Here is a 17,329-nt window from a genome sequence, read left to right on the forward strand (position 1 = left end):
ATGACTGAGCCCACAGCTCTGCTCGCCCTGCCCGGACTCGGGCTCGGCCCGGAGTCGTGGCGCCCCACGCTGAAGCACCTGCCGGGTGGTGCGGGGTCCACGGTTCGTTTGCTTCCCGGCTTCGGTGAACCGGCGCACCGCCGGCAGGACCAAGACCCGCGGGCGCTGGCCGAGGACGTGCTGGCCGTCCTGCCGGACGACGCCACCAGGGTGGTCCTGCTGGCGCACTCCGCGAGCAGCCAGGTCGCGGCGCACGTCGCGGCGCTCGAGCCGGCCCGGGTGGTCGCCCTCGTCCTGGTCGGTCCGACCACCGACCCCCGGACCACGACGTGGCCACGGTTGATGGCCGCGTGGGTCGCGACGGTCCCGTACGAGACACCGCGCCAGGTGCCAACGCTGCTGCGCCAGTACGCCAGGACGACCTTGCCGGCCATGGTGCGGGGGTTGGAGGCGGTCCGGAAGGACTCGATCGAGCAGACCCTCGACCGCGTCACGGCCCGGGTGCTCGTCGTCCGCGGTCCGCGCGACCACATCTGCCTGGACGACTGGGCCGCCTCGGTCGCGGCTCGTGGCGGCGACGGAAGTCGACACGTCACGCTCGCGGCCGGTGCCCACATGGTGCCGTTCACGCACGGGCGAGAGGTTGCTGCTGTTGTCGCGGACTTCCTCGCGGAGCTGTCACTGCGAGGGCAGTGACCCGGAGGGGTGTGGTCAGTCCGGGCCGACGGCTCAACTCGGTTGGACGGTCCACTCCGGCGGCTCGTCGGTGCCCGCCTCTTCGTCCTTCTCGGCGTCCTCGGCCGTCTCGTGCACGGTGCCTTGGGCGTGGTGCGAAGGCGCATAGATCGCATAGAGCTGCAGCGGCTCGTCGCCGCTGTTGACGACGTCATGCCAGGTGCCGGCGGGCACCTGGATGGACCACCCGTCGCTGACCTCGATGTCGGTGAGCTCGGTCTCGGACGGGCCTATGCGGCATACGCCATTGCCTGCGTCGAGACGCAGGAACTGGTCGGTCTCGGGGTGGACCTCGAGCCCGATCGAGGAGCCAACGGGGATCGACATCAGCGTCACCTGGAGGTACTTGCCCGTCCACGCCACCGAGCGGTAGGCCGTGTTCTGCCTGGTGGCGCTCTCGATGTCGAAGGCGTTGGGCTTGGGTCCGTTGTCGGTGATGCTCATGACGGGAAGGTCCTCTCGGTCGACTGCCTCGAGACTAGCGAGAGCGACGACAGTGGTGGATCAGACACCATCGACGGTCGTCGACCGCAGCAGGCGCCGTCTGATCGCGAGTCAGGACCACCGTCCCAGTGGCTGGTCGTAGGGTCCAGGCATGAAACCCTGCCTGCTCGCGAACCTCACGTCCTGAGCGAGGAAGCGAGTGGACCAGATGCAGTGGGCGCGGCACGTCGCGGAGGTGGCGGAGCGCCATCCGGACCTCGCCGCCGAGCTCGACGACCACGGGGTACCCGAGCGGTGGTCGAGACCGCCGGGCTTCCCCAGCCTGGTCCTGCTCATCCTTGAGCAGCAGGTGTCACTGGCCTCTGCCGCAGCCGCGTACGCCCGGGTCCGTGCGCGAGCAGGTGCTATGACCCCGGCCGCACTCCTCTCGACCACTCCCGAGCAGCTCCGCGAGGACGGTGTCTCGCGCCAGAAGGATCGCTACCTGCGCGCGCTCGCCGTGGCTGTCGACTCCGGTGACCTTGACCTCGCCGGGTTGCAAGCGCTGCCCGACGACATGGTCATCGAGAGACTCACCGCGCTGCCGGGCATCGGTCCCTGGACGGCACAGGCCTATCTCCTCGCCTGCCTCGACCGACCCGATGTCTGGCCGGTCGGTGACCGTGCCCTCCAGGTCGCGGTCGCCGAGCGGCTCGGGCTCGCCCACGTGCCCAATGGCCGCGAGCTCGAGGAGCTCGGCGAGCAGTGGCGACCGCACCGCTCCACGGCAGCCCGACTGCTGTGGCACGGCTACCTCTCCCGCCGAGGGCGGCGCGAGACCAACGTCGACCTCGCTCCCTGAGGTAGCGGACTTGGCACGGCTGAGGTAGCTGTCACGCACGAAAATAAGGCACCTGACCGATGTCGGCCGCTACCTCACTCGGCGACTGTTGACCTGTCAGCAGCCGCTGGCGCCGACTTGAGGTCAAGAAGGACCCGCCATGATCACCGCGTTCCTCAGCCCCGAAACGGTACGAGCCGAGATGGACTCCCGCTACGGCCTCCATACCGAGACGCAGCGTCCCGGATCCTCACTCCACGTGATCCGCTGGGTTCGCGCTCGGGTCAAGGCCACGACAAGGACCCGCTGAGTGCGCGCCCCGTGCCAGCTCCCCGGGGACGACCTGTGGTTCGCCGACGCCCCTGACGACATCGCGCTCGCCCAGGCGCTGTGCCAAGGCTGTCCCCTGCGACGCTCATGCCTGGACGGCGCTCTCGACCGCGGCGAACGGTGGGGCGTCTGGGGTGGCGAGATCTTCCACGACGGATCAATCGTCGGTCGCAAACCGCGCGTGGGCCGTCCGCGTAAGGACGGTGCCGCTGCTTGAACACCCATCGGCAGGCCGTGGCGGATGTCGGTAGGCGAACGTCGTTCAGCTATCCGTTTCGGGAATGTCGATGTCACCGCGCCGACGTCTGGCACGCTCAGTGAACCGCCCGGAAAGCATCCCCGTCGCAGTCTTGGTCCGGTCGAGTGTCCCGCCGCCAAGACGCTTGGCGGCGTTGAGCCCGCCTGCCCCGGTCTCAAATGCTTTGCCCCTGACGTCCGTGGCGGCCTGTGCCCATCGCCTCGCCTCCATTGATTGCCGGTCGCCTTCGATGCCGAGCCGCCCGTGGAAGTCAGCAAGCGCTATTCCGAAGCGGTTGCTCGATTGGACAACCTCCCGCGAGTCGATCGGGTTCAACAGGACCCGCTGGTTGGCTCGCCCTGCTGCCGCATCCATTCGCGCCACGAGCCCCTGTGTGGTGCGGGCGATGAGTTCGAGCCGCGCCTGCCGCGCCGCCTTCAGTCCAAGTCGATGGCCATCGATCTCCTCGGGAGAGGCATCCAGGACGCGGTCGAGTTCCAGCACAGCGATCGCCTCTTGCAGGTGGAAGGTTCTCGCCAGCACGGCCAGCCATTCCTGCCCCTTGGACTCGACATCCTTGGCGGTCTCGGCGAAATCCCCTGACTTTGCCTTGGTCTCCAGCTTCTCCGCGAGAGCATCGAGCTGCCGCAACGCGTACGCCTGGGTTTCCGCGATGGTCGCCGGCGCACCCTGCACCTTCGACCACGTGATCTCGTCCACCCGGCCCCTCGCGGCACGGATCGTCATGGACTCATCGATGACCAGACCGACACCGATGAGGCGGGCCAAGGCAGCGTCCTTCTGTGCGCGCAGGACGTCGTCGACCTTCTCGTCGATCAGGGCGAGATAGTCCGTGATTTCGTCCATCGTCTGCTGCATCGCCAACTGCGCCATGAGTCCTGCGGCACCGGCCAAGAGCGCCGGGTTGCTCAGCAATGACCCCGGCGTCTTGGTGATCTCAAGGAATCCCTTGATTTTGCCCTTGTCCGTCAAAACGGCTCGGCTAGCGCCCGGCTCGGAACCCTTCATCAACGTGCCCTGCTGTTTCAGCGCTTTCGCCGATTTCTCGGTCAACTTCACCCAGCGACCTGAGTTGGCAGCGATTTCGGAACCGACGTGGGCGGCTCCACCGGAAACGCTGAGCGCACTCGCGAGCTTCGGCAAACCGAGATCTCTTGACTCCAGACCCTCAGCCGCGAGGAAGAGTTCAACGGTTCTCGGATCCCCGATGACTGCCACGCCGTCGCCGTCACTGATCAACTGAATTTCGCCGTCCACGCTGGGCTCTCCTGAGGTTTGCTCGCACGTGACGCCGGGCGAGGGCTGGCGTCAAGACGCTACCCGCTCGCGTATGCCGTCCACGGACTTCCGCTCAGCGGTCCCCCTTCACTTCGACCCCAAGGACGACCACGGGCCTCGCACCGGCCCGGCTGTTCCACGTCAGCCGCGGCATCGAGACCAAGGCAACGGGAGGGTGCAGATTGCTCGAGATGCACGACCTCACCAGCCGTGATGGGATGACGTCATCGCTTTCGCAGAGGCGAAGGCACTGTCGTAAGGGGGACCATCATGCGCAGGGCAATCCGAGGTGCTGCAGTGGCCGTTATCAGCAGTGGGTTTCTGCTCGCCGGCGCGAGCGCCGGGCAGGCAGTCGGTGATGCGCCAGGTCAACGCGCAACCGCCGCCGCAGAGCAATTTTGGTGCGGCAAGCAGTACACCGTCGTCAATAGGGTGACGTACGGCGGAGCTGGATGGATCCAGCTCACGGGTCAAGCCGACAACGGAGATCGAGCGATTCAGACTTTCCACCCCACCGGTCGGCAGGATCAGTACCAGTTCAGGTTCACAGGCGGCCTCGTCGTGGGCCCGGTGGCGGCACACGATTTCTGCATCCAATTGGCGGCCGGCCACACCGCGCGTCCCGAGGCCCGCAACGGCGGCCAGTGGTGGGAAGGACAGTGGCGTCAGGGCTGATTCAGCTGTGACGGTCGGTGGCCGGGCGTAGCGTCGCGATCATGGACACCACGGCACCTCAACCCACCGCCGACCGTCCCGTGTTTCCGGACGGCTACGGCATCCCGCAGACCTCCGACGGCCAGCTCGCCTGGTCCGACGTCGAGCCACGCCTCGTGCAGTCGTTGCACTACTGGCTCAGCAGCGTGCGCCCCAACGGCACACCGCATTCAGTGCCCCGGTGGGGCGTCTGGCTCGACGGAAGGTTCTGGTACGACGGAGCGCCGACGACACGGCATACGCGCAATGTCGAACACAACCCGGCTGTCACGCTGACGCTCGAGAGCGGAACCGAAGTCGTCATCATCGAGGGCGACTCGGTGGCGACGCGCGCTGATGCCGACGACCTCGGTGCGCGCCTGTCGCAGGCCTTCACGAAATACAAGGAGAGCGGCTACTCCCCCGGCCCCGACTCCTGGTCTGGCGAGCACGGAGGCGGGTTGCGCGTCATCACCCCGCGCCGCGCGATGGCGTGGTTCGCCTTCCCCAAGGACTGCACGCGCTTCCGCTTCTGAACGTTGGCGTTCCCCTGATCCCCCAGAGCACAGTTCAGGGTCCTCGCAAACGCGCGAGATTGGCCGCGTTCGCGAGGACCCTGAGCTCCCCTCCTTCGGAGAGGGTCAGCTGTGGAAGCCGACCTTCGCACCTTTCGATGCGATCCGTCGTGCGCTGATGGTCGCGGGGACCGCTGCGGATCCGCTGCGATTCCGCTGCGGATGGAAAGCGAGGGGTATGCCGGCCGCTCACTGAGCGGCCGGCATACCCCTTGTCTGGGTTTCCGTTCAGGGCCGAGAGTCAGCCGAAGAGTCCGCCGATCTTGCCTATCCCGTCCTTGATGGCGCTGCCGGTGTCCTTCAGAGCGTCCAATCCCTCCTCGGCCGCCTTGCTCAGATCGGGCCCGTTCTCGAAGAGGGAGTCGATGGCACCATCGGAGAAGATCGCGATGCCGGCGCCGATCACGGTGCCGACCACGGCCCCGACAGCGGTGCCAGCCACCGGCACGACCGACCCCACGGCCGCACCGATCGCCATGCCCGTCAGGGTCCCGGCGACGAGGCTCCCACCCTGTGACACGGCGATCTGGGTGTTCGACTCACCCTCTTGGTAGTCGTTGTAGACCCCGACCCCGAAGCCCAGGGGTCCCAGGACCTTGCCAAAGACCTTGAGGCCCTTGGGCAGCTTCCCGTCCGGAGGTGGCGCGTCCAGGTTCCGCGCCTGCTTGAGCAGGTCCTCGGCCTCGGCGAACTTGCCCTCGATGGCGAGTTTGTCGGCGTTGAGCTTGGCCGCGTCGAGGGTCTTGAAGATGAGCCACTTGCGCTTCATGTAGCGCTCGGGGTGGCGCTGCATGTCGTCGATCGCGGTCTTGGCCTCGGTGAGGAGGTTGTCAGCCCGCGACAGCAGGGCGGACTTGTGCTTGAGGCCGGCGCTCGCTGCCAGACCGGCAAGCGCGCCGTCACCCGTGATCTCGCCGAGGGTGAGGAGCCATGCGGCGTGCTCCCCCGGCTGGTACTTGTCCTGCAGGTCGCGACAGGCCTTCTCGTACTTCCGGTCGATTCGACTGGCCTCTTGCGATGCCTTGTTGTAGGCACGAATGAGGTCCTGGTGCTTGTCGTAGGCGACGACGTCCTTGTTGTGCTCGGTGACTTCAGCCTCGGTCCCGGTGAAGTTGTCCGGCGGACGCGCCGGGCCCGCGCCGGGGTCCTCGATGATGAAACCGGTGACGGTCAGCTTGTCCGCTGTGGCGGTCGTTCGGCAGGTCCCCATCTCGCTCTGGCACGAGCGCAGGCTGCCGGCGAAGTCGTCGAGGTCCCCGGCCATCGTGTTGGCGGCCTTGGCCAGATCGTCGGTCTCGTCACGGGCCGTCTTCATCACCGACACGAACTGGTCGCCGGCCGAGGAGTTCCAGGTGGAGGCGGCGTTCTTGCGGGCACCGTTGAACTCGTCGCCAGCGTCGCTGAGTTCGTCCTCCAGCTTGTCGCGCAGCCAAGACGCGGACGACTCGATGTTGCCGGGCTTCCCCTGGATCTCGGTGTCGATGCTCATTTGGGGGCCATCACTTTCGCGATGTCCTCGAGGGTGGCCTTGGAGTCCGCATCGGTGCGCAGGTAGTACAAACGGCACTCCCGGACCTGATCCGCGGCGGCCGTGCACGAGGTCGAGACATTGCCGGCGCTGCTCACGATCTGACTGAGCATCGAGGCGACGAAACCGGTCATCGGCCCGGCGTCGATGCCTGCCGGCACCGACCCGGAGAGGCCCTCAAGACCTCTGGCCCCCGTGTCCAGACCGGTCGCAATCTGGCTGAGCACAGCGGGATCGACATCAACTTCAGCCATGGAGACTCAGCCCTTCTCGTCGCGCAGGTCGGGGTCGATGTCGAGGAACAGCAAGTCGAACGGCGTCTGCTCCTGCACCTTCTGCAGCTGGGCGCCATCGCACAGCACCCACGACGCATCCGGCAGATACATGTCGCGCAACCGGTCCGGGGCGGAGTACACGAACAGAGCTGTGCGGCCGTCCTGGAGCGTGTGCAGGATGATGTGGCGCTGCGCGGGCTCGGCTTCGTCGGTCGTGGGGACATAGACCACTGGGGGGAAGCTCGCCAGATGCTCCTTCACCGCCTGCTCCCTGTCTGCGGCCTCCGATGACTCGCCGACGCGCGGTGCCGGAGCAGTCTCCGGAGCAGGTGCCGGCATCGGCGGAACGGGCGGCGCCTGGGGCGTCTGCGGTTGATCACTCATGTGCTGTCGTTTCCTCATCGGTTCGGGTCGAGTCAGTTCCGGGCAGGGGGTGGCGCGCTGGTTGCTCGAGCCCCAGTTCGTGGCAGAGCCAGTCCGCGACATCGTCGGCGTTGTGTGCGGTCATGTCGAGATTGACGCAGGCGATGTGCCAGCCCAGATCCGAGGACCGAGGCCGCCATGGCCAGGGGCAGCGCTCGAATGTCACGCCGTCCTTCATGCCGACGGCGAGGCTCCACTTGCCGCGCGCGAGTGCACCGGTGACCTCGGCGCGTGGGCACCTGACCCGGCCCTCACCGGACTCGAGGATCAGCTCGTCGTCGGTGAGCCAGAAGCCGTTGTTGTTGCGTCGGCTCGTGAAGGTGAGCAGGACGCGGATGAGCCACCACAGCCCGAAGACCCCGACGGCGATCCCCGGGATGCGCATGTCGAAGCCTTCACGGATCCCCAGGGCAGCCAGGGTGAAGGACCCCAGGGCAAGGGAGAGGTCGACGGCGTTCGTGTGCCACCACTCAGCGCGCAGGACATGCAGGCCGCGAGCTGGTCGACCCTCGAAGGTGGACTCGGTGAGCGTGGGCAGCTGGCGGGTCGCGGCGAACGCAGCGGCCAGTGCGAGGGTGAGCGCCGCCGCGACAGCGGTGTAGATCGACAGGGTGAGCAAAAAGGTGCTCCCGCCGTCGATGAGGAGGACCGCCCACGCGGCCGCGGCCCCAACGGCCCCCAGGGCGGCATACATGCCCACGTGTCCCCACTTGTCGCGGCCGACGAACGGTCGGGAGGGCAGGGCAGTCATGGGGTCGAGGCTAACGAGCCAGCGCAGGCGCCGCGATGGGGAGCACTCCCCGGACCGTCTGTCCACAGCCCATTGGGGACAAGGTGGGGACATCTGCCGGCACCATGTGGACAACCGGTGTGTTTCGGTGGACAACCTACCGCCCTCTGTGGACGGAAAAACTTGTTGAACTAGTTTCGCCAAACCCCTTGTGGCACAGGGCAATTGAGGCGTACAAATGACCTACGCACTCCCCCCGGGGAGAGCGGGACAGCTCGGAGAAGAAGGTCCATACGGCGGGTTCGCTCGCCGCGGGAGCCAGGTGACGTAGGCACCCGGGGCCGGAAGCAAAGAGACGTCGATCGGGATCGTCACATCGACCGATCACCCTGAAGGGCCCTTGGAACTCATACTTCCAAGGGCCCTTCGCCTGTCCCCAGATGGTCACGCGATGTTTTCTTGACAGGTTCAAGAAAAGGGACCATGGTTGGGGCCGTGCCCATGGATGTCGAGGAGCTGCTGCGAGGGGCGAACCTTCGGGTGACCCGCCCCCGCGTCGCCGTCCTCCACGCGCTGCACGACAGTCCGCACGCCGACACCGGAACGGTGATCGAGCAGGTGCGCGCACGGCATACCTCCGTCTCGCACCAAGCGGTCTATGACTGCCTCAACGCGCTCACCGAGGCGGGCATCGTGCGCCGCCTGCAGCCCACGGGTTCCGTGGCGCGCTACGAGTTGCAAGCGGGAGACAACCACCACCACGCCGTATGCCGTGTGTGCGGCTCCATCACCGACGTCGCCTGTGCGACCGGCAAGGCTCCGTGCCTGCACGCCCAGGACCCCAAGGGCTTCGCCGTCGACGAGGCCGAGGTCATCTACTGGGGACTGTGCGCTACCTGCCAAAAGTCCTCTGGGACAACCCAATCCGCCATATCCACCAGCCCTGAACCCACCACTACCGCAACAGACAACCAGAAGGGACGCCGATGACAGTCAACGACAACAGGACCGACGACGCCGAAGTCAGGGAGATGAACGAGGAATCCCCCGCCTCTGAAGGAGCCGGCGGTTGCCCCGTCGTGCACGGCGCGACCTCACAGCCGACGCAGGGTGACCCGAACCGCACCTGGTGGCCGGACAGTCTCAACCTCAAGATCCTGGCGAAGAACCAGCCGGTGACCAACCCCCTCGGCGAGGACTTCGACTACGCCGCAGCGTTCGAGACCCTCGACCTCGCCGCGGTCAAGAGCGACATCGCGCAGGTGCTCACGACCTCGCAGGACTGGTGGCCGGCCGACTTCGGCCACTACGGCCCGTTCATGATCCGCATGGCGTGGCACAGCGCCGGCACCTACCGCGTCGCGGACGGTCGCGGCGGCGGTGGCACCGGTCAGCAGCGCTTCGCCCCGCTCAGCTCCTGGCCCGACAACGGCAACCTCGACAAGGCTCGCCGTCTGCTGTGGCCGGTCAAGAAGAAGTACGGCCAGAGCCTGTCCTGGGCCGACCTCATGATCCTCACCGGCAACGTCTCGCTCGAGACCATGGGTTTCAAGACCTTCGGCTTCGCCGGTGGCCGCGTCGACGCCTGGGAGCCCGACAACGACGTCTACTGGGGTCCCGAGACCGAGTGGCTCGGCGACGAGCGCTACACCGGTGAGCGCGACCTCGAGAACCCGCTCGCCGCAGTCCAGATGGGCCTCATCTATGTCAACCCCGAAGGCCCGAACGCCAACCCGGACCCGGCCCTGTCAGCCGTCGACATCCGCGAGACGTTCAAGCGGATGGCCATGAACGACGAGGAGACCGTCGCGCTCATCGCCGGAGGCCACACCTTCGGCAAGACCCACGGCGCGGCCGACCCCGAGCAGTTCGTCGGCCCCGAGCCCGAGGCCGCCCCCCTGCACGAGCAGGGCCTGGGCTGGAAGCAGTCGTTCGGGTCCGGCAAGGGCAAGGACGCGATCACCAGTGGCCTCGAGGTCACGTGGACCTCGACCCCGGCTGAGTGGGACAACGACTTCTTCGACAAGCTCTTCGGCCACGAGTGGGAGCTCTCGCAGAGCCCGGCCGGTGCCTCGCAGTGGGTCGCCAAGGACGCCGAAGCCACGATCCCGGCACCCGACGAGGGCGGCGCCATGCGTCTCCCCACCATGCTGACGACCGACCTGGCCCTTCGGGTCGACCCGGCCTACGAGAAGATCTCGCGCCGCTTCCACGAGAACCCGGCCGACTTCGCCGACGCGTTCGCGCGGGCTTGGTACAAGCTGACCCACCGCGACATGGGGCCGGTCGACCGCTACGTCGGCCCCGAGGTCCCGGCTGAGGAGCTCCTCTGGCAGGACCCGATCCCCGCCAACACGCTGGGCACGTCGGACTCGGACATCGCCGCCGCCAAGGCCGCGATCGTCTCCTCGGGCCTCACGGCGACGCAGCTCGTCAAGGCCGCCTGGGCCTCGGCCGGCAGCTTCCGCAGCAGCGACAAGCGGGGTGGCGCCAACGGTGGCCGCATCCGTCTCGAGCCGCAGCGGTCCTGGGAGGCCAACGACCCGACCGAGCTCGCGGGTGTCATCAGCAAGCTCGAGGAGATCGCGACCGCGAACAACATCTCGTTCGCCGACGCCGTCGTCCTCGGTGGCAACGTCGGTGTCGAGCAGGCCGCTCGCGCCGCCGGCGTCGAGGTCGAGGTTCCGTTCACCCCGGGCCGTGGCGACGCGACCCAGGAGCAGACCGACGTCGAGTCGTTCGCCTGGCTGGAGCCGAAGGCTGACGGGTTCCGCAACTACGACCGGAGCGACAACCGCCTCCCGGCCGAGTACCTCCTCATCGACCGCGCCAACCTCCTGGGTGTCTCGGCGCCCGAGTTGACTGCCCTCGTCGGTGGTCTGCGCGTCCTCGGCGCCAACTCCGGTGGCTCCACCGCCGGTGTGCTCACCGATCGCGTCGGCACCCTGACCAACGACTTCTTCGTCAACCTGCTCGACCTGGGGACGACGTGGACGTCTGCAGGCGAGGACACCTACACGGGTCGTGGCGCTGGCGGCCAGGAGTGGACGGGCACGCGCGCCGACCTCGTCTTCGGATCGAACTCCGAGCTCAAGGCCGTTGCCGAGGTCTATGCCTCCGACGACGCCAGCGAGAAGTTCGTGCACGACTTCGTCGCCGCGTGGGCCAAGGTCATGGACGCCGACCGCTTCGACGTCAAGAAGTAGGTAGCCCACAGGCTTCGACTTATTGCCCGTTTGGGCACCGCCCGCGGACCGCCAACGTCCGCTGGAACGGTGCCCAAACGGGCAATAAGTCGTCTCTGGGAGGCCTTGTGGGCAAGGGCTCCTCGGGGGAAAATGACCCCGAGGTGAAGCGGGATGAACAGCACCCTCGGCATGGGCGCCCTGGTGATGCTGTCTGCCCTGCTGGCGGTCGTCCTGGCCACCCGGCGCCGCCAGCCTGACGAGCCGTTGCCGCCTGTTCTGCTCGGGCTTGAGCTGTCCCGGATGGCCGAGCACCTGCGACTGGTTGAGGAGGGAGACCAGCCGTGGAAGGCCGAGCGGCTGGCCGCCAGCACCCTGGCCTACGACCTGGTCCTGCGGGACTACTGCCGCAGCGTGGACCTCCCGGTGCCCGAGGGTCGCGGGTCCCTGTCGCGCAGCCAGCGCTTCGAGCTGGAGTCGGCCCTCATCACCCACGGTCACGACTGGTAACCACCCCAGTCACCATCCCACGCGAGCCCCTGACCTGCGACGATGGCGCCCATGACCCGACTGCGCACCGTCGCGCCACAGGACCGCGGCTGGACGCGGCGGCGAGCCGGCAAGGGCTTCACCTATGTCGATGACGCGGGCAAGCGACTGCCCCAGCCCGACGTCGAGCGGATCCGCTCCCTCGCCATCCCGCCTGCCTGGCAGGACGTGTGGATCTGCTCCGTGCCCAATGGCCACATCCAGGCCGTCGGCACCGATGACGCCGGTCGGCGGCAGTACCTCTATCACCCCGACTGGCGCGCCAAGCGGGACGCGCTGAAGTTCGACCGCATCCTCGAGGCGGCCGCCCAGCTCCCGGCTGTCCGCCGCCGCGTCACCCGTGATCTCAACCTCGACGGCATGCCGCTCGAGCGGGCCGCCGCAGTCGCCGTGCGCCTGCTGGATCTTGGCTACTTCCGCATCGGCAACGACGTCTACACCGATGCCAACGGGTCGTTCGGCCTCACGACCCTGGAGCGCCAGCACGTCCGCAAGGTCCGCGAAGGACTGCAGTTCTCTTTCACCGGCAAGAGCAGCGTCGAACAGCAGGTGACGATCCGGGACCTGGACGTCGCCGAGGCCATCACCGAGATGCGCCGACGCCGTAGCCAGTCCAAGCGAGTCCTGGCCTATCGCACGGCCTCCGGTTGGTCCGACCTCGCCTCCTCCGACGTCAACGCCTATCTCGCGGAGGTCTTCGACGCCGAGGTCACCGCCAAGGACTTCCGCACCTGGCACGCGACCGTCCACGCCGCAGCCGCGCTGGCGACCTCACCGGAGCCGGGTGACACCAAGACTTCGAGGCGTCGTGCGGTCAAGGATGCGGTCCAGCAGGTGGCCGACTATCTCGGCAACACCCCGACGATCGCCAAGAACTCCTACGTGGACCCGCGCGTCCTCGACCGCTACGACCGGGGCGAGACGATCTCGATCCCCAAGGCCACGAGCCGCGACCCGATGAAGCGACAGGAGAAGATCGAGAAGGCCGTCCGCACCCTGCTCAACTGACTCTCCCAGCTCCGCGACAGTGCTGCACAGCGCGCGACCCAGCGCGCACCGTGCAGCACCGGTGAGCCTGCGGTCAGCAGTTCCGGATCGTGCCTGACGTGCTGATGACGTTCCCAGCCCAGATCCAGCCCAAGACACCCGAGGAGTTGTCGCGAGCGAGGTACCACGGGTTGCCATCGGCGCTGCGCTTCGTGCACCAGATGTAGGCCAGACCCTCGCGGTTTCCCATGTTGCAATAGCCGACTCCGGGGCCCTTGCGGTAGGCCGAACCCGACGCTGCCTGGAGGCTGGCCCCAGAGTTGTTCGTGCCACCCACGAAGTTGTCGTTGCATGCAGCCTCGCGCGCTTGGGCCGTGCTGGCTCCGGCGAGGCCGACTGAGGCCACTACAGCTGCGGTGGCCAGCCCTCGAGTTACGGATTGGAGTGTGCGGTTCATGACAATCCCTTCACTTCGCGTAGTTGAGGACTACGACCCCTCGGCGTCTGCATTGACTCCCAAGGCCGCAGACTCAACGCCCACTCGCTGCGATTCCGCTGCGATTCGGCTGCGGCGATTCAGGCGAGGTCGAGGACGAGACGCGTGGCGCCCCACGTGGCCGCTCCGAGGACTGCGACGAAGGTGCCGATCCACAAGGCCGCAGGTATGCCGGTCAGTTGCCTCAGCACTGCCGCGTCACTTCCACGGTCGCGCCGACCGTGTGACGAGGTGAGGGCTCCGAGGTGACGCCAGGCACCGATGAGCAGGACGAAGCCGGTCGTCAGGACGGCGAGCGCCTGGACCTCGTCGTGGCGCCACCACCACAGGGCGCCGATGCCGGCCCCGGCGGCTGCGACGGTGATGAGGGTCCCGGCGGAGCGCACGAAAACCAGCACGACGACCAGGGTGACGAGGCACGCGAACAGGAGCGCGGCGGCATACCCCGTGGTTGCCGACCAGATCATGAGGAGACCGACGAGAGCCGGCATCGGATAGCCAGCCCACGTCGTCGCGATGCGACCGACCCCACGGGCCGGGCCGACGGTGACTGCGTGGCCGGACATGTCGCCGCGGACGACGAAGCCGGAGAAGCGGCGGCCGAATGCGGTGCCGACGATGGCGTGGCCGAGCTCGTGGACGAGGGTGACCGCGATCCGCAGTTGCAGCCACACGGTGGGGATGAGCACGACGGCGAGGGCTGCGATGACGGCCGTGGTCAGGGCGCTGGGGTGCAGTCCGGGCGTGGCTGCGCCGAGGCGCGAGGTGAGTTCGGTGCCGACGTCCATGGGCGGCGAGCGTAGGCGAGCGTTCTGTGAGTTCATCCACGGCACTCACCAGAAGCAACAAAAGGGTGCACTTCGAATCGGCGCACCACCTCGGGTAGCGTGGGGCGCAACCAATGATTGCGCGAACGGAGCTGGGCATGGATGTCGAGGCACGCGAGTTCGGAACGCTCGAGCGCGAGATCCGCATCGACGCGACCCCCGAGGTGGTCTTCGAGGTCATCAGCCAGCCCGAACACATCCGCGAGTGGTGGTCCGACGACGCCTCGCTCGAGGCAGCTGTCCCCGGAGCGGTCGGCGTGCTCGTCTGGGCAGACCGCGACCAGCCGAGCCCCATCGTCGTCGTGGCCTGCGACCCGCCGCGCACCTTCTCGTTCCGCTGGATCTCACCCGATGGCGAGCTGCCGGCCGAGGGTAACTCGCTGCTCGTGACGTTCGCTCTGGAGTCGTCGCCTCCCGGCACGGTGCTGCACCTGACCGAGACCGGATTCCGCGAGAAGGGTTGGGAGGCAGCGGTTCTCGAGCAGGCGTTCCATGACCACGAGAACGGTTGGGACCTGTTCCTACCCCAGCTGCGGGACCATGCCGCCAAGGTGGCCTCGTCGCGATGACCACCGCCATCGACGACCAGCTCTGGTCCGCCATCGGCGACCCGATCCGCCGCCAGGTGCTCGACATCCTCGTGGCCGAGGGGACCGCGACCTCCACGAGCCTGAGTGAGCGACTTCCCGTGACCAGGCAGGCCGTGGCCAAGCACCTCGCTGTCCTCGACCGTGCTGGTCTCGTGCACGCGGAGGTAGCGGGGAGAGAGAAGCACTATCGGATCGACGACGCGCAGTTCGCCCGGGCCGTCGCCCAGCTCAATGCCGTCGGCAAGACCTGGGATGCGCGCATGGGTCGGATCAAGAAGCTGGCCGAGTCCATCGAGCAGAAGAGCAAGCACTCCCGGGGCGGAGTGGTTGGCAGCGGGTGACCGACGGTGCGTGCTGCAACAGTGTCATCGACACGGCGCCGATGCTGTCCGAATGGCGCTGCCGGAACGCGCCATTCGACGGACAGGCGCACAACCCTGGTTTACGTTCCTCTTGCACACCACAACACCACCGGGGGCATTTCGTGATCCGCACCATTCTTGTCGCAACCACAGCAGTCCTTGCGATCGCATCATGTGGAAGCGGCGGCGCTGGGTCGTCTGGGAATGCGACAAGTTCGGCCACGGCTTCCGCTCCCAAAGCGAGCGCACCGAAGGACCTTGGAACTGTCGTCAAGAGCGGCTTTGGTCAGAGTGATGAGTACGTCTGGGTGACGGCCGTCGTCCACAACAATTCGACCTATGTCGGGCAGACGGTCACCGTCAACTTCAACGTCCTCGACGCTGCGGGAAAATTGCTGAAGTCTGGCTCGCAGGTCGAGTCATTCACGCAGCCTTCGGCTGACCACATTGTCGGTACTCAGGTGGATCTGGCTCCGGGGGAGAAGGCCGCGAAGGTCGAGGCAACGCTGGATGTCGAGGCCGCTGGTGCCTTCAGTGACAAGCCCTTTCCCAAGCTGCCGGTCTCGAAGGTCGCCATTTCGAAGTCCGAGTACGGCGGACAGGAGGCGAGCTTTGAACTCAGCAATCCCACTGACCAGCCTCTCAAGGACGTCCGGCTGGCCATCGCCTGTTCCGACGCCGCTGGGAACATCGTCGGCGGCGGCTCGGAGTTCCCGGAGCTCGTTCCGGCGGCAGGCAAGATCAAGATCGATGCAAGTGTGATGACTTCGGGCACGCCCGTCGAATGTGCGGTCTACACCGGCTCGTTGGGCCTGAATGCAGATGACGCATCGTCGGCGACCGCTCCCGCGGCCCCGACTGGAACGGCCGAGGCGGCCTTCAAGGTGTGGGTCGACCTCTTCGAGAAGAAGGACTGGAAGGCTCAGTACGCCACGCTGGTCAGCGCCCAACGTGGCGTGATCTCGGAGAAGCAATACCTGGACTGCCGCAAAAGCGAGCAGGTCCCGGATCTGAAGTGGTCGAAGGTGCTCAGCGTCACCGACGCCGGAACGATCACTATCCCTGGGACCAAGGCGAAATTGCCGGCAACGAAGGTTTCGGCCCATGTGACAACATCGGGGATGAACGTTCCGGTGGATGCGCACATGCTCGTGGAAGACGGTGCATGGAAGTGGTCGATGACGCAGGAAAACGTCGACGGCTGCCGCTCCTGACGGATATCCACCGTCTTTGCCTCATGCGGTGAGGCAAAGACACTCCCTTTCGAGGCACGCCGTGAGGTGGCGTGATCGGATGGGCAGGTGACCGACGCACCGCCCGCTGACCCGTGGCTCACCGACGCCCTCGACCTCGACGCCTACCTCGCCCGCATTGGCGTGGGCCGGGAGGCGCCCAGCCGTGAGGCCCTCGCCCGACTCCAGAGCGCGCACGTGCGCACCTTCACCTTCGACAACATCGACGTCCTCCTCGGCACCCATCCCGGCGTGAGCCTGCCGGCGATCCAGGAGAAGTTCGTCGTCCGGGGCCGCGGTGGTTACTGCTTCGAGCACGCCTCACTGTTCGCGGCCGTTCTCCACAACCTGGGGTATGCCGTGACGCGTCACCTTGGCCGCGTGGGCGACCCGGAGCTCGCCCCACGCACCCACCTCACGGTCATGGTCGACCTCGACGGCGAGCGGCTGCTCTGCGACCCGGGCTTCGGTCGGTCCCCGCTCGCCCCGATCCCGTGGGTCGACGGCGCCGACGTGACAACGGAAGGCTGGCGACACGGCATACGCAAGGTTTCCGACGGAACTGGTGACGCGTGGGAAGTGTTGCAGCACAACGGAGCTGAGTGGGAGCTCATGCACACCATCGACTCGTTGCCGGTGCGGCCGGTGGACGTGGCGATGGGTCACCACTGGACGAGCACCCAGCCGGCGAGCCACTTCATGACGTCGCTGATGTGCGTCAGTCACGGCACCGACTCGGACGGCACCGCCCTCATCGTGGCCCTGACCGAGAAGGCCGTGACCATCCGACGCCCGGGACAGCCGACCGAGCATCGGTCCATCACACCCGATGACTACGAGTCCCTGCCGGAGCTCATCGACAGCCTCGGGGCGAACCTCACCGCGCAGGAGTTGCTGGCGCTCGTTGACGTCGTGCGGCGCCTGCGATCGAAGAACCCGTCATGACTTCGGTGCAGTTGCGCAGCTTCGGCGTCATCGCGAAACCAGGCCGCTCTCCGGGCGCTCAGGTCC

General features: G+C 67.1%; 22 protein-coding genes. 14 read left to right on the top strand and 8 right to left on the bottom strand.

Annotated features, from left to right (window positions below):
- Complete coding sequence (locus V6K52_RS00490) at window positions 1-696, top strand: alpha/beta hydrolase (RefSeq protein ID WP_353951951.1); 696 nt, start codon at window positions 1-3, stop codon at window positions 694-696.
- A 33-nt stretch (window positions 697-729) separates the two neighbouring features.
- Here the strand turns inward: V6K52_RS00490 and V6K52_RS00495 are convergent, their stop codons facing one another.
- Window positions 730-1,179 carry a cupin domain-containing protein gene (locus tag V6K52_RS00495; RefSeq protein ID WP_353951952.1) on the bottom strand — a complete coding sequence of 150 codons (450 nt, stop codon included), beginning with the start codon at window positions 1,177-1,179 and terminating at the stop codon, window positions 730-732.
- A 208-nt stretch (window positions 1,180-1,387) separates the two neighbouring features.
- Between V6K52_RS00495 and V6K52_RS00500 the strand changes: the two genes are divergently transcribed.
- The 3 genes from V6K52_RS00500 (at window position 1,388) to V6K52_RS00510 (ending at window position 2,546) form a co-directional block, all read left to right on the top strand.
- Window positions 1,388-2,020, top strand: a complete 633-nt coding sequence (locus tag V6K52_RS00500) for a hypothetical protein (protein ID WP_353953830.1) — start codon at window positions 1,388-1,390, stop codon at window positions 2,018-2,020.
- Window positions 2,021-2,159: 139 nt separating this feature from the next.
- Window positions 2,160-2,309, top strand: coding sequence for a hypothetical protein (locus tag V6K52_RS00505; RefSeq protein ID WP_353951953.1), 150 nt, complete (start codon window positions 2,160-2,162; stop codon window positions 2,307-2,309).
- The gene (locus V6K52_RS00510) at window positions 2,310-2,546 is read left to right on the top strand and encodes a WhiB family transcriptional regulator (RefSeq protein WP_353951954.1); all 237 of its coding nucleotides are present in this window, start codon (window positions 2,310-2,312) and stop codon (window positions 2,544-2,546) included.
- A gap of 45 nt (window positions 2,547-2,591) precedes the next feature.
- Here the strand turns inward: V6K52_RS00510 and V6K52_RS00515 are convergent, their stop codons facing one another.
- Window positions 2,592-3,845, bottom strand: coding sequence for a hypothetical protein (locus V6K52_RS00515; RefSeq protein WP_353951955.1), 1,254 nt, complete (start codon window positions 3,843-3,845; stop codon window positions 2,592-2,594).
- A 291-nt stretch (window positions 3,846-4,136) separates the two neighbouring features.
- On the opposite strand from V6K52_RS00515, the gene V6K52_RS00520 reads away from it, so the two are divergent.
- The gene (locus tag V6K52_RS00520; protein ID WP_353951956.1) at window positions 4,137-4,541 is read left to right on the top strand and encodes a hypothetical protein; all 405 of its coding nucleotides are present in this window, start codon (window positions 4,137-4,139) and stop codon (window positions 4,539-4,541) included.
- Between the two features lie 41 nt (window positions 4,542-4,582).
- Window positions 4,583-5,095, top strand: coding sequence for a pyridoxamine 5'-phosphate oxidase family protein (locus V6K52_RS00525; protein WP_353951957.1), 513 nt, complete (start codon window positions 4,583-4,585; stop codon window positions 5,093-5,095).
- A gap of 280 nt (window positions 5,096-5,375) precedes the next feature.
- Here V6K52_RS00525 and V6K52_RS00530 read toward each other — a convergent pair whose 3' ends face one another.
- Genes V6K52_RS00530 through V6K52_RS00545 form a run of 4 tightly spaced genes read right to left on the bottom strand, consistent with a single transcriptional unit; the run spans window position 5,376 to window position 8,111 of the window.
- Entirely contained in the window at window positions 5,376-6,623 is a 1,248-nt protein-coding gene (locus V6K52_RS00530) for a hypothetical protein (protein ID WP_353951958.1), read from the bottom strand.
- Window positions 6,620-6,916, bottom strand: a complete 297-nt coding sequence (locus V6K52_RS00535) for a hypothetical protein (RefSeq protein ID WP_353951959.1) — start codon at window positions 6,914-6,916, stop codon at window positions 6,620-6,622. Before V6K52_RS00535 ends, V6K52_RS00530 begins: the two co-directional genes overlap by 4 nt.
- 6 nt (window positions 6,917-6,922) lie before the next feature.
- Window positions 6,923-7,321, bottom strand: coding sequence for an SAV_915 family protein (locus tag V6K52_RS00540; protein WP_353951960.1), 399 nt, complete (start codon window positions 7,319-7,321; stop codon window positions 6,923-6,925).
- Window positions 7,314-8,111, bottom strand: a complete 798-nt coding sequence (locus V6K52_RS00545; protein ID WP_353951961.1) for a hypothetical protein — start codon at window positions 8,109-8,111, stop codon at window positions 7,314-7,316. Before V6K52_RS00545 ends, V6K52_RS00540 begins: the two co-directional genes overlap by 8 nt.
- A 480-nt stretch (window positions 8,112-8,591) precedes the next feature.
- Between V6K52_RS00545 and V6K52_RS00550 the strand changes: the two genes are divergently transcribed.
- The 4 genes from V6K52_RS00550 (at window position 8,592) to V6K52_RS00565 (ending at window position 12,832) form a co-directional block, all read left to right on the top strand.
- Window positions 8,592-9,080, top strand: a complete 489-nt coding sequence (locus V6K52_RS00550) for a Fur family transcriptional regulator (RefSeq protein WP_353953831.1) — start codon at window positions 8,592-8,594, stop codon at window positions 9,078-9,080.
- 41 nt (window positions 9,081-9,121) lie between these two features.
- Window positions 9,122-11,296: a catalase/peroxidase HPI gene (katG, locus tag V6K52_RS00555; RefSeq protein WP_353953832.1), complete on the top strand. Its 2,175-nt coding sequence runs from the start codon at window positions 9,122-9,124 to the stop codon at window positions 11,294-11,296.
- A 153-nt stretch (window positions 11,297-11,449) separates the two neighbouring features.
- Entirely contained in the window at window positions 11,450-11,785 is a 336-nt protein-coding gene (locus V6K52_RS00560; protein ID WP_353951962.1) for a hypothetical protein, read from the top strand.
- Between the two features lie 51 nt (window positions 11,786-11,836).
- The gene (locus tag V6K52_RS00565; protein ID WP_353951963.1) at window positions 11,837-12,832 is read left to right on the top strand and encodes a DNA topoisomerase IB; all 996 of its coding nucleotides are present in this window, start codon (window positions 11,837-11,839) and stop codon (window positions 12,830-12,832) included.
- A 73-nt stretch (window positions 12,833-12,905) separates the two neighbouring features.
- Here V6K52_RS00565 and V6K52_RS00570 read toward each other — a convergent pair whose 3' ends face one another.
- Together V6K52_RS00570 and V6K52_RS00575 are read right to left on the bottom strand one after the other, a co-directional pair.
- On the bottom strand, window positions 12,906-13,268 hold the full coding sequence (locus tag V6K52_RS00570) for a hypothetical protein (protein WP_353951964.1): 363 nt from the start codon (window positions 13,266-13,268) through the stop codon (window positions 12,906-12,908).
- A 119-nt stretch (window positions 13,269-13,387) separates the two neighbouring features.
- Window positions 13,388-14,095, bottom strand: coding sequence for a M50 family metallopeptidase (locus tag V6K52_RS00575; protein ID WP_353951965.1), 708 nt, complete (start codon window positions 14,093-14,095; stop codon window positions 13,388-13,390).
- A gap of 137 nt (window positions 14,096-14,232) precedes the next feature.
- Between V6K52_RS00575 and V6K52_RS00580 the strand changes: the two genes are divergently transcribed.
- From V6K52_RS00580 to V6K52_RS00595, 4 genes are all read left to right on the top strand, one after another.
- Window positions 14,233-14,703, top strand: a complete 471-nt coding sequence (locus V6K52_RS00580) for an SRPBCC domain-containing protein (RefSeq protein ID WP_353951966.1) — start codon at window positions 14,233-14,235, stop codon at window positions 14,701-14,703.
- Window positions 14,700-15,065: a metalloregulator ArsR/SmtB family transcription factor gene (locus V6K52_RS00585; RefSeq protein WP_353951967.1), complete on the top strand. Its 366-nt coding sequence runs from the start codon at window positions 14,700-14,702 to the stop codon at window positions 15,063-15,065. The genes V6K52_RS00580 and V6K52_RS00585 overlap by 4 nt, the downstream gene beginning before the upstream one ends.
- Window positions 15,062-16,300: a hypothetical protein gene (locus V6K52_RS00590; RefSeq protein ID WP_353951968.1), complete on the top strand. Its 1,239-nt coding sequence runs from the start codon at window positions 15,062-15,064 to the stop codon at window positions 16,298-16,300. The genes V6K52_RS00585 and V6K52_RS00590 overlap by 4 nt, the downstream gene beginning before the upstream one ends.
- 87 nt (window positions 16,301-16,387) lie before the next feature.
- On the top strand, window positions 16,388-17,263 hold the full coding sequence (locus V6K52_RS00595; RefSeq protein ID WP_353951969.1) for an arylamine N-acetyltransferase: 876 nt from the start codon (window positions 16,388-16,390) through the stop codon (window positions 17,261-17,263).
- The last annotated feature ends 66 nt before the right edge of the window (window positions 17,264-17,329 follow it).

This window comes from Knoellia sp. S7-12 (assembly GCF_040518285.1).
Taxonomy (GTDB): Bacteria; Actinomycetota; Actinomycetes; order Actinomycetales; family Dermatophilaceae; genus Knoellia.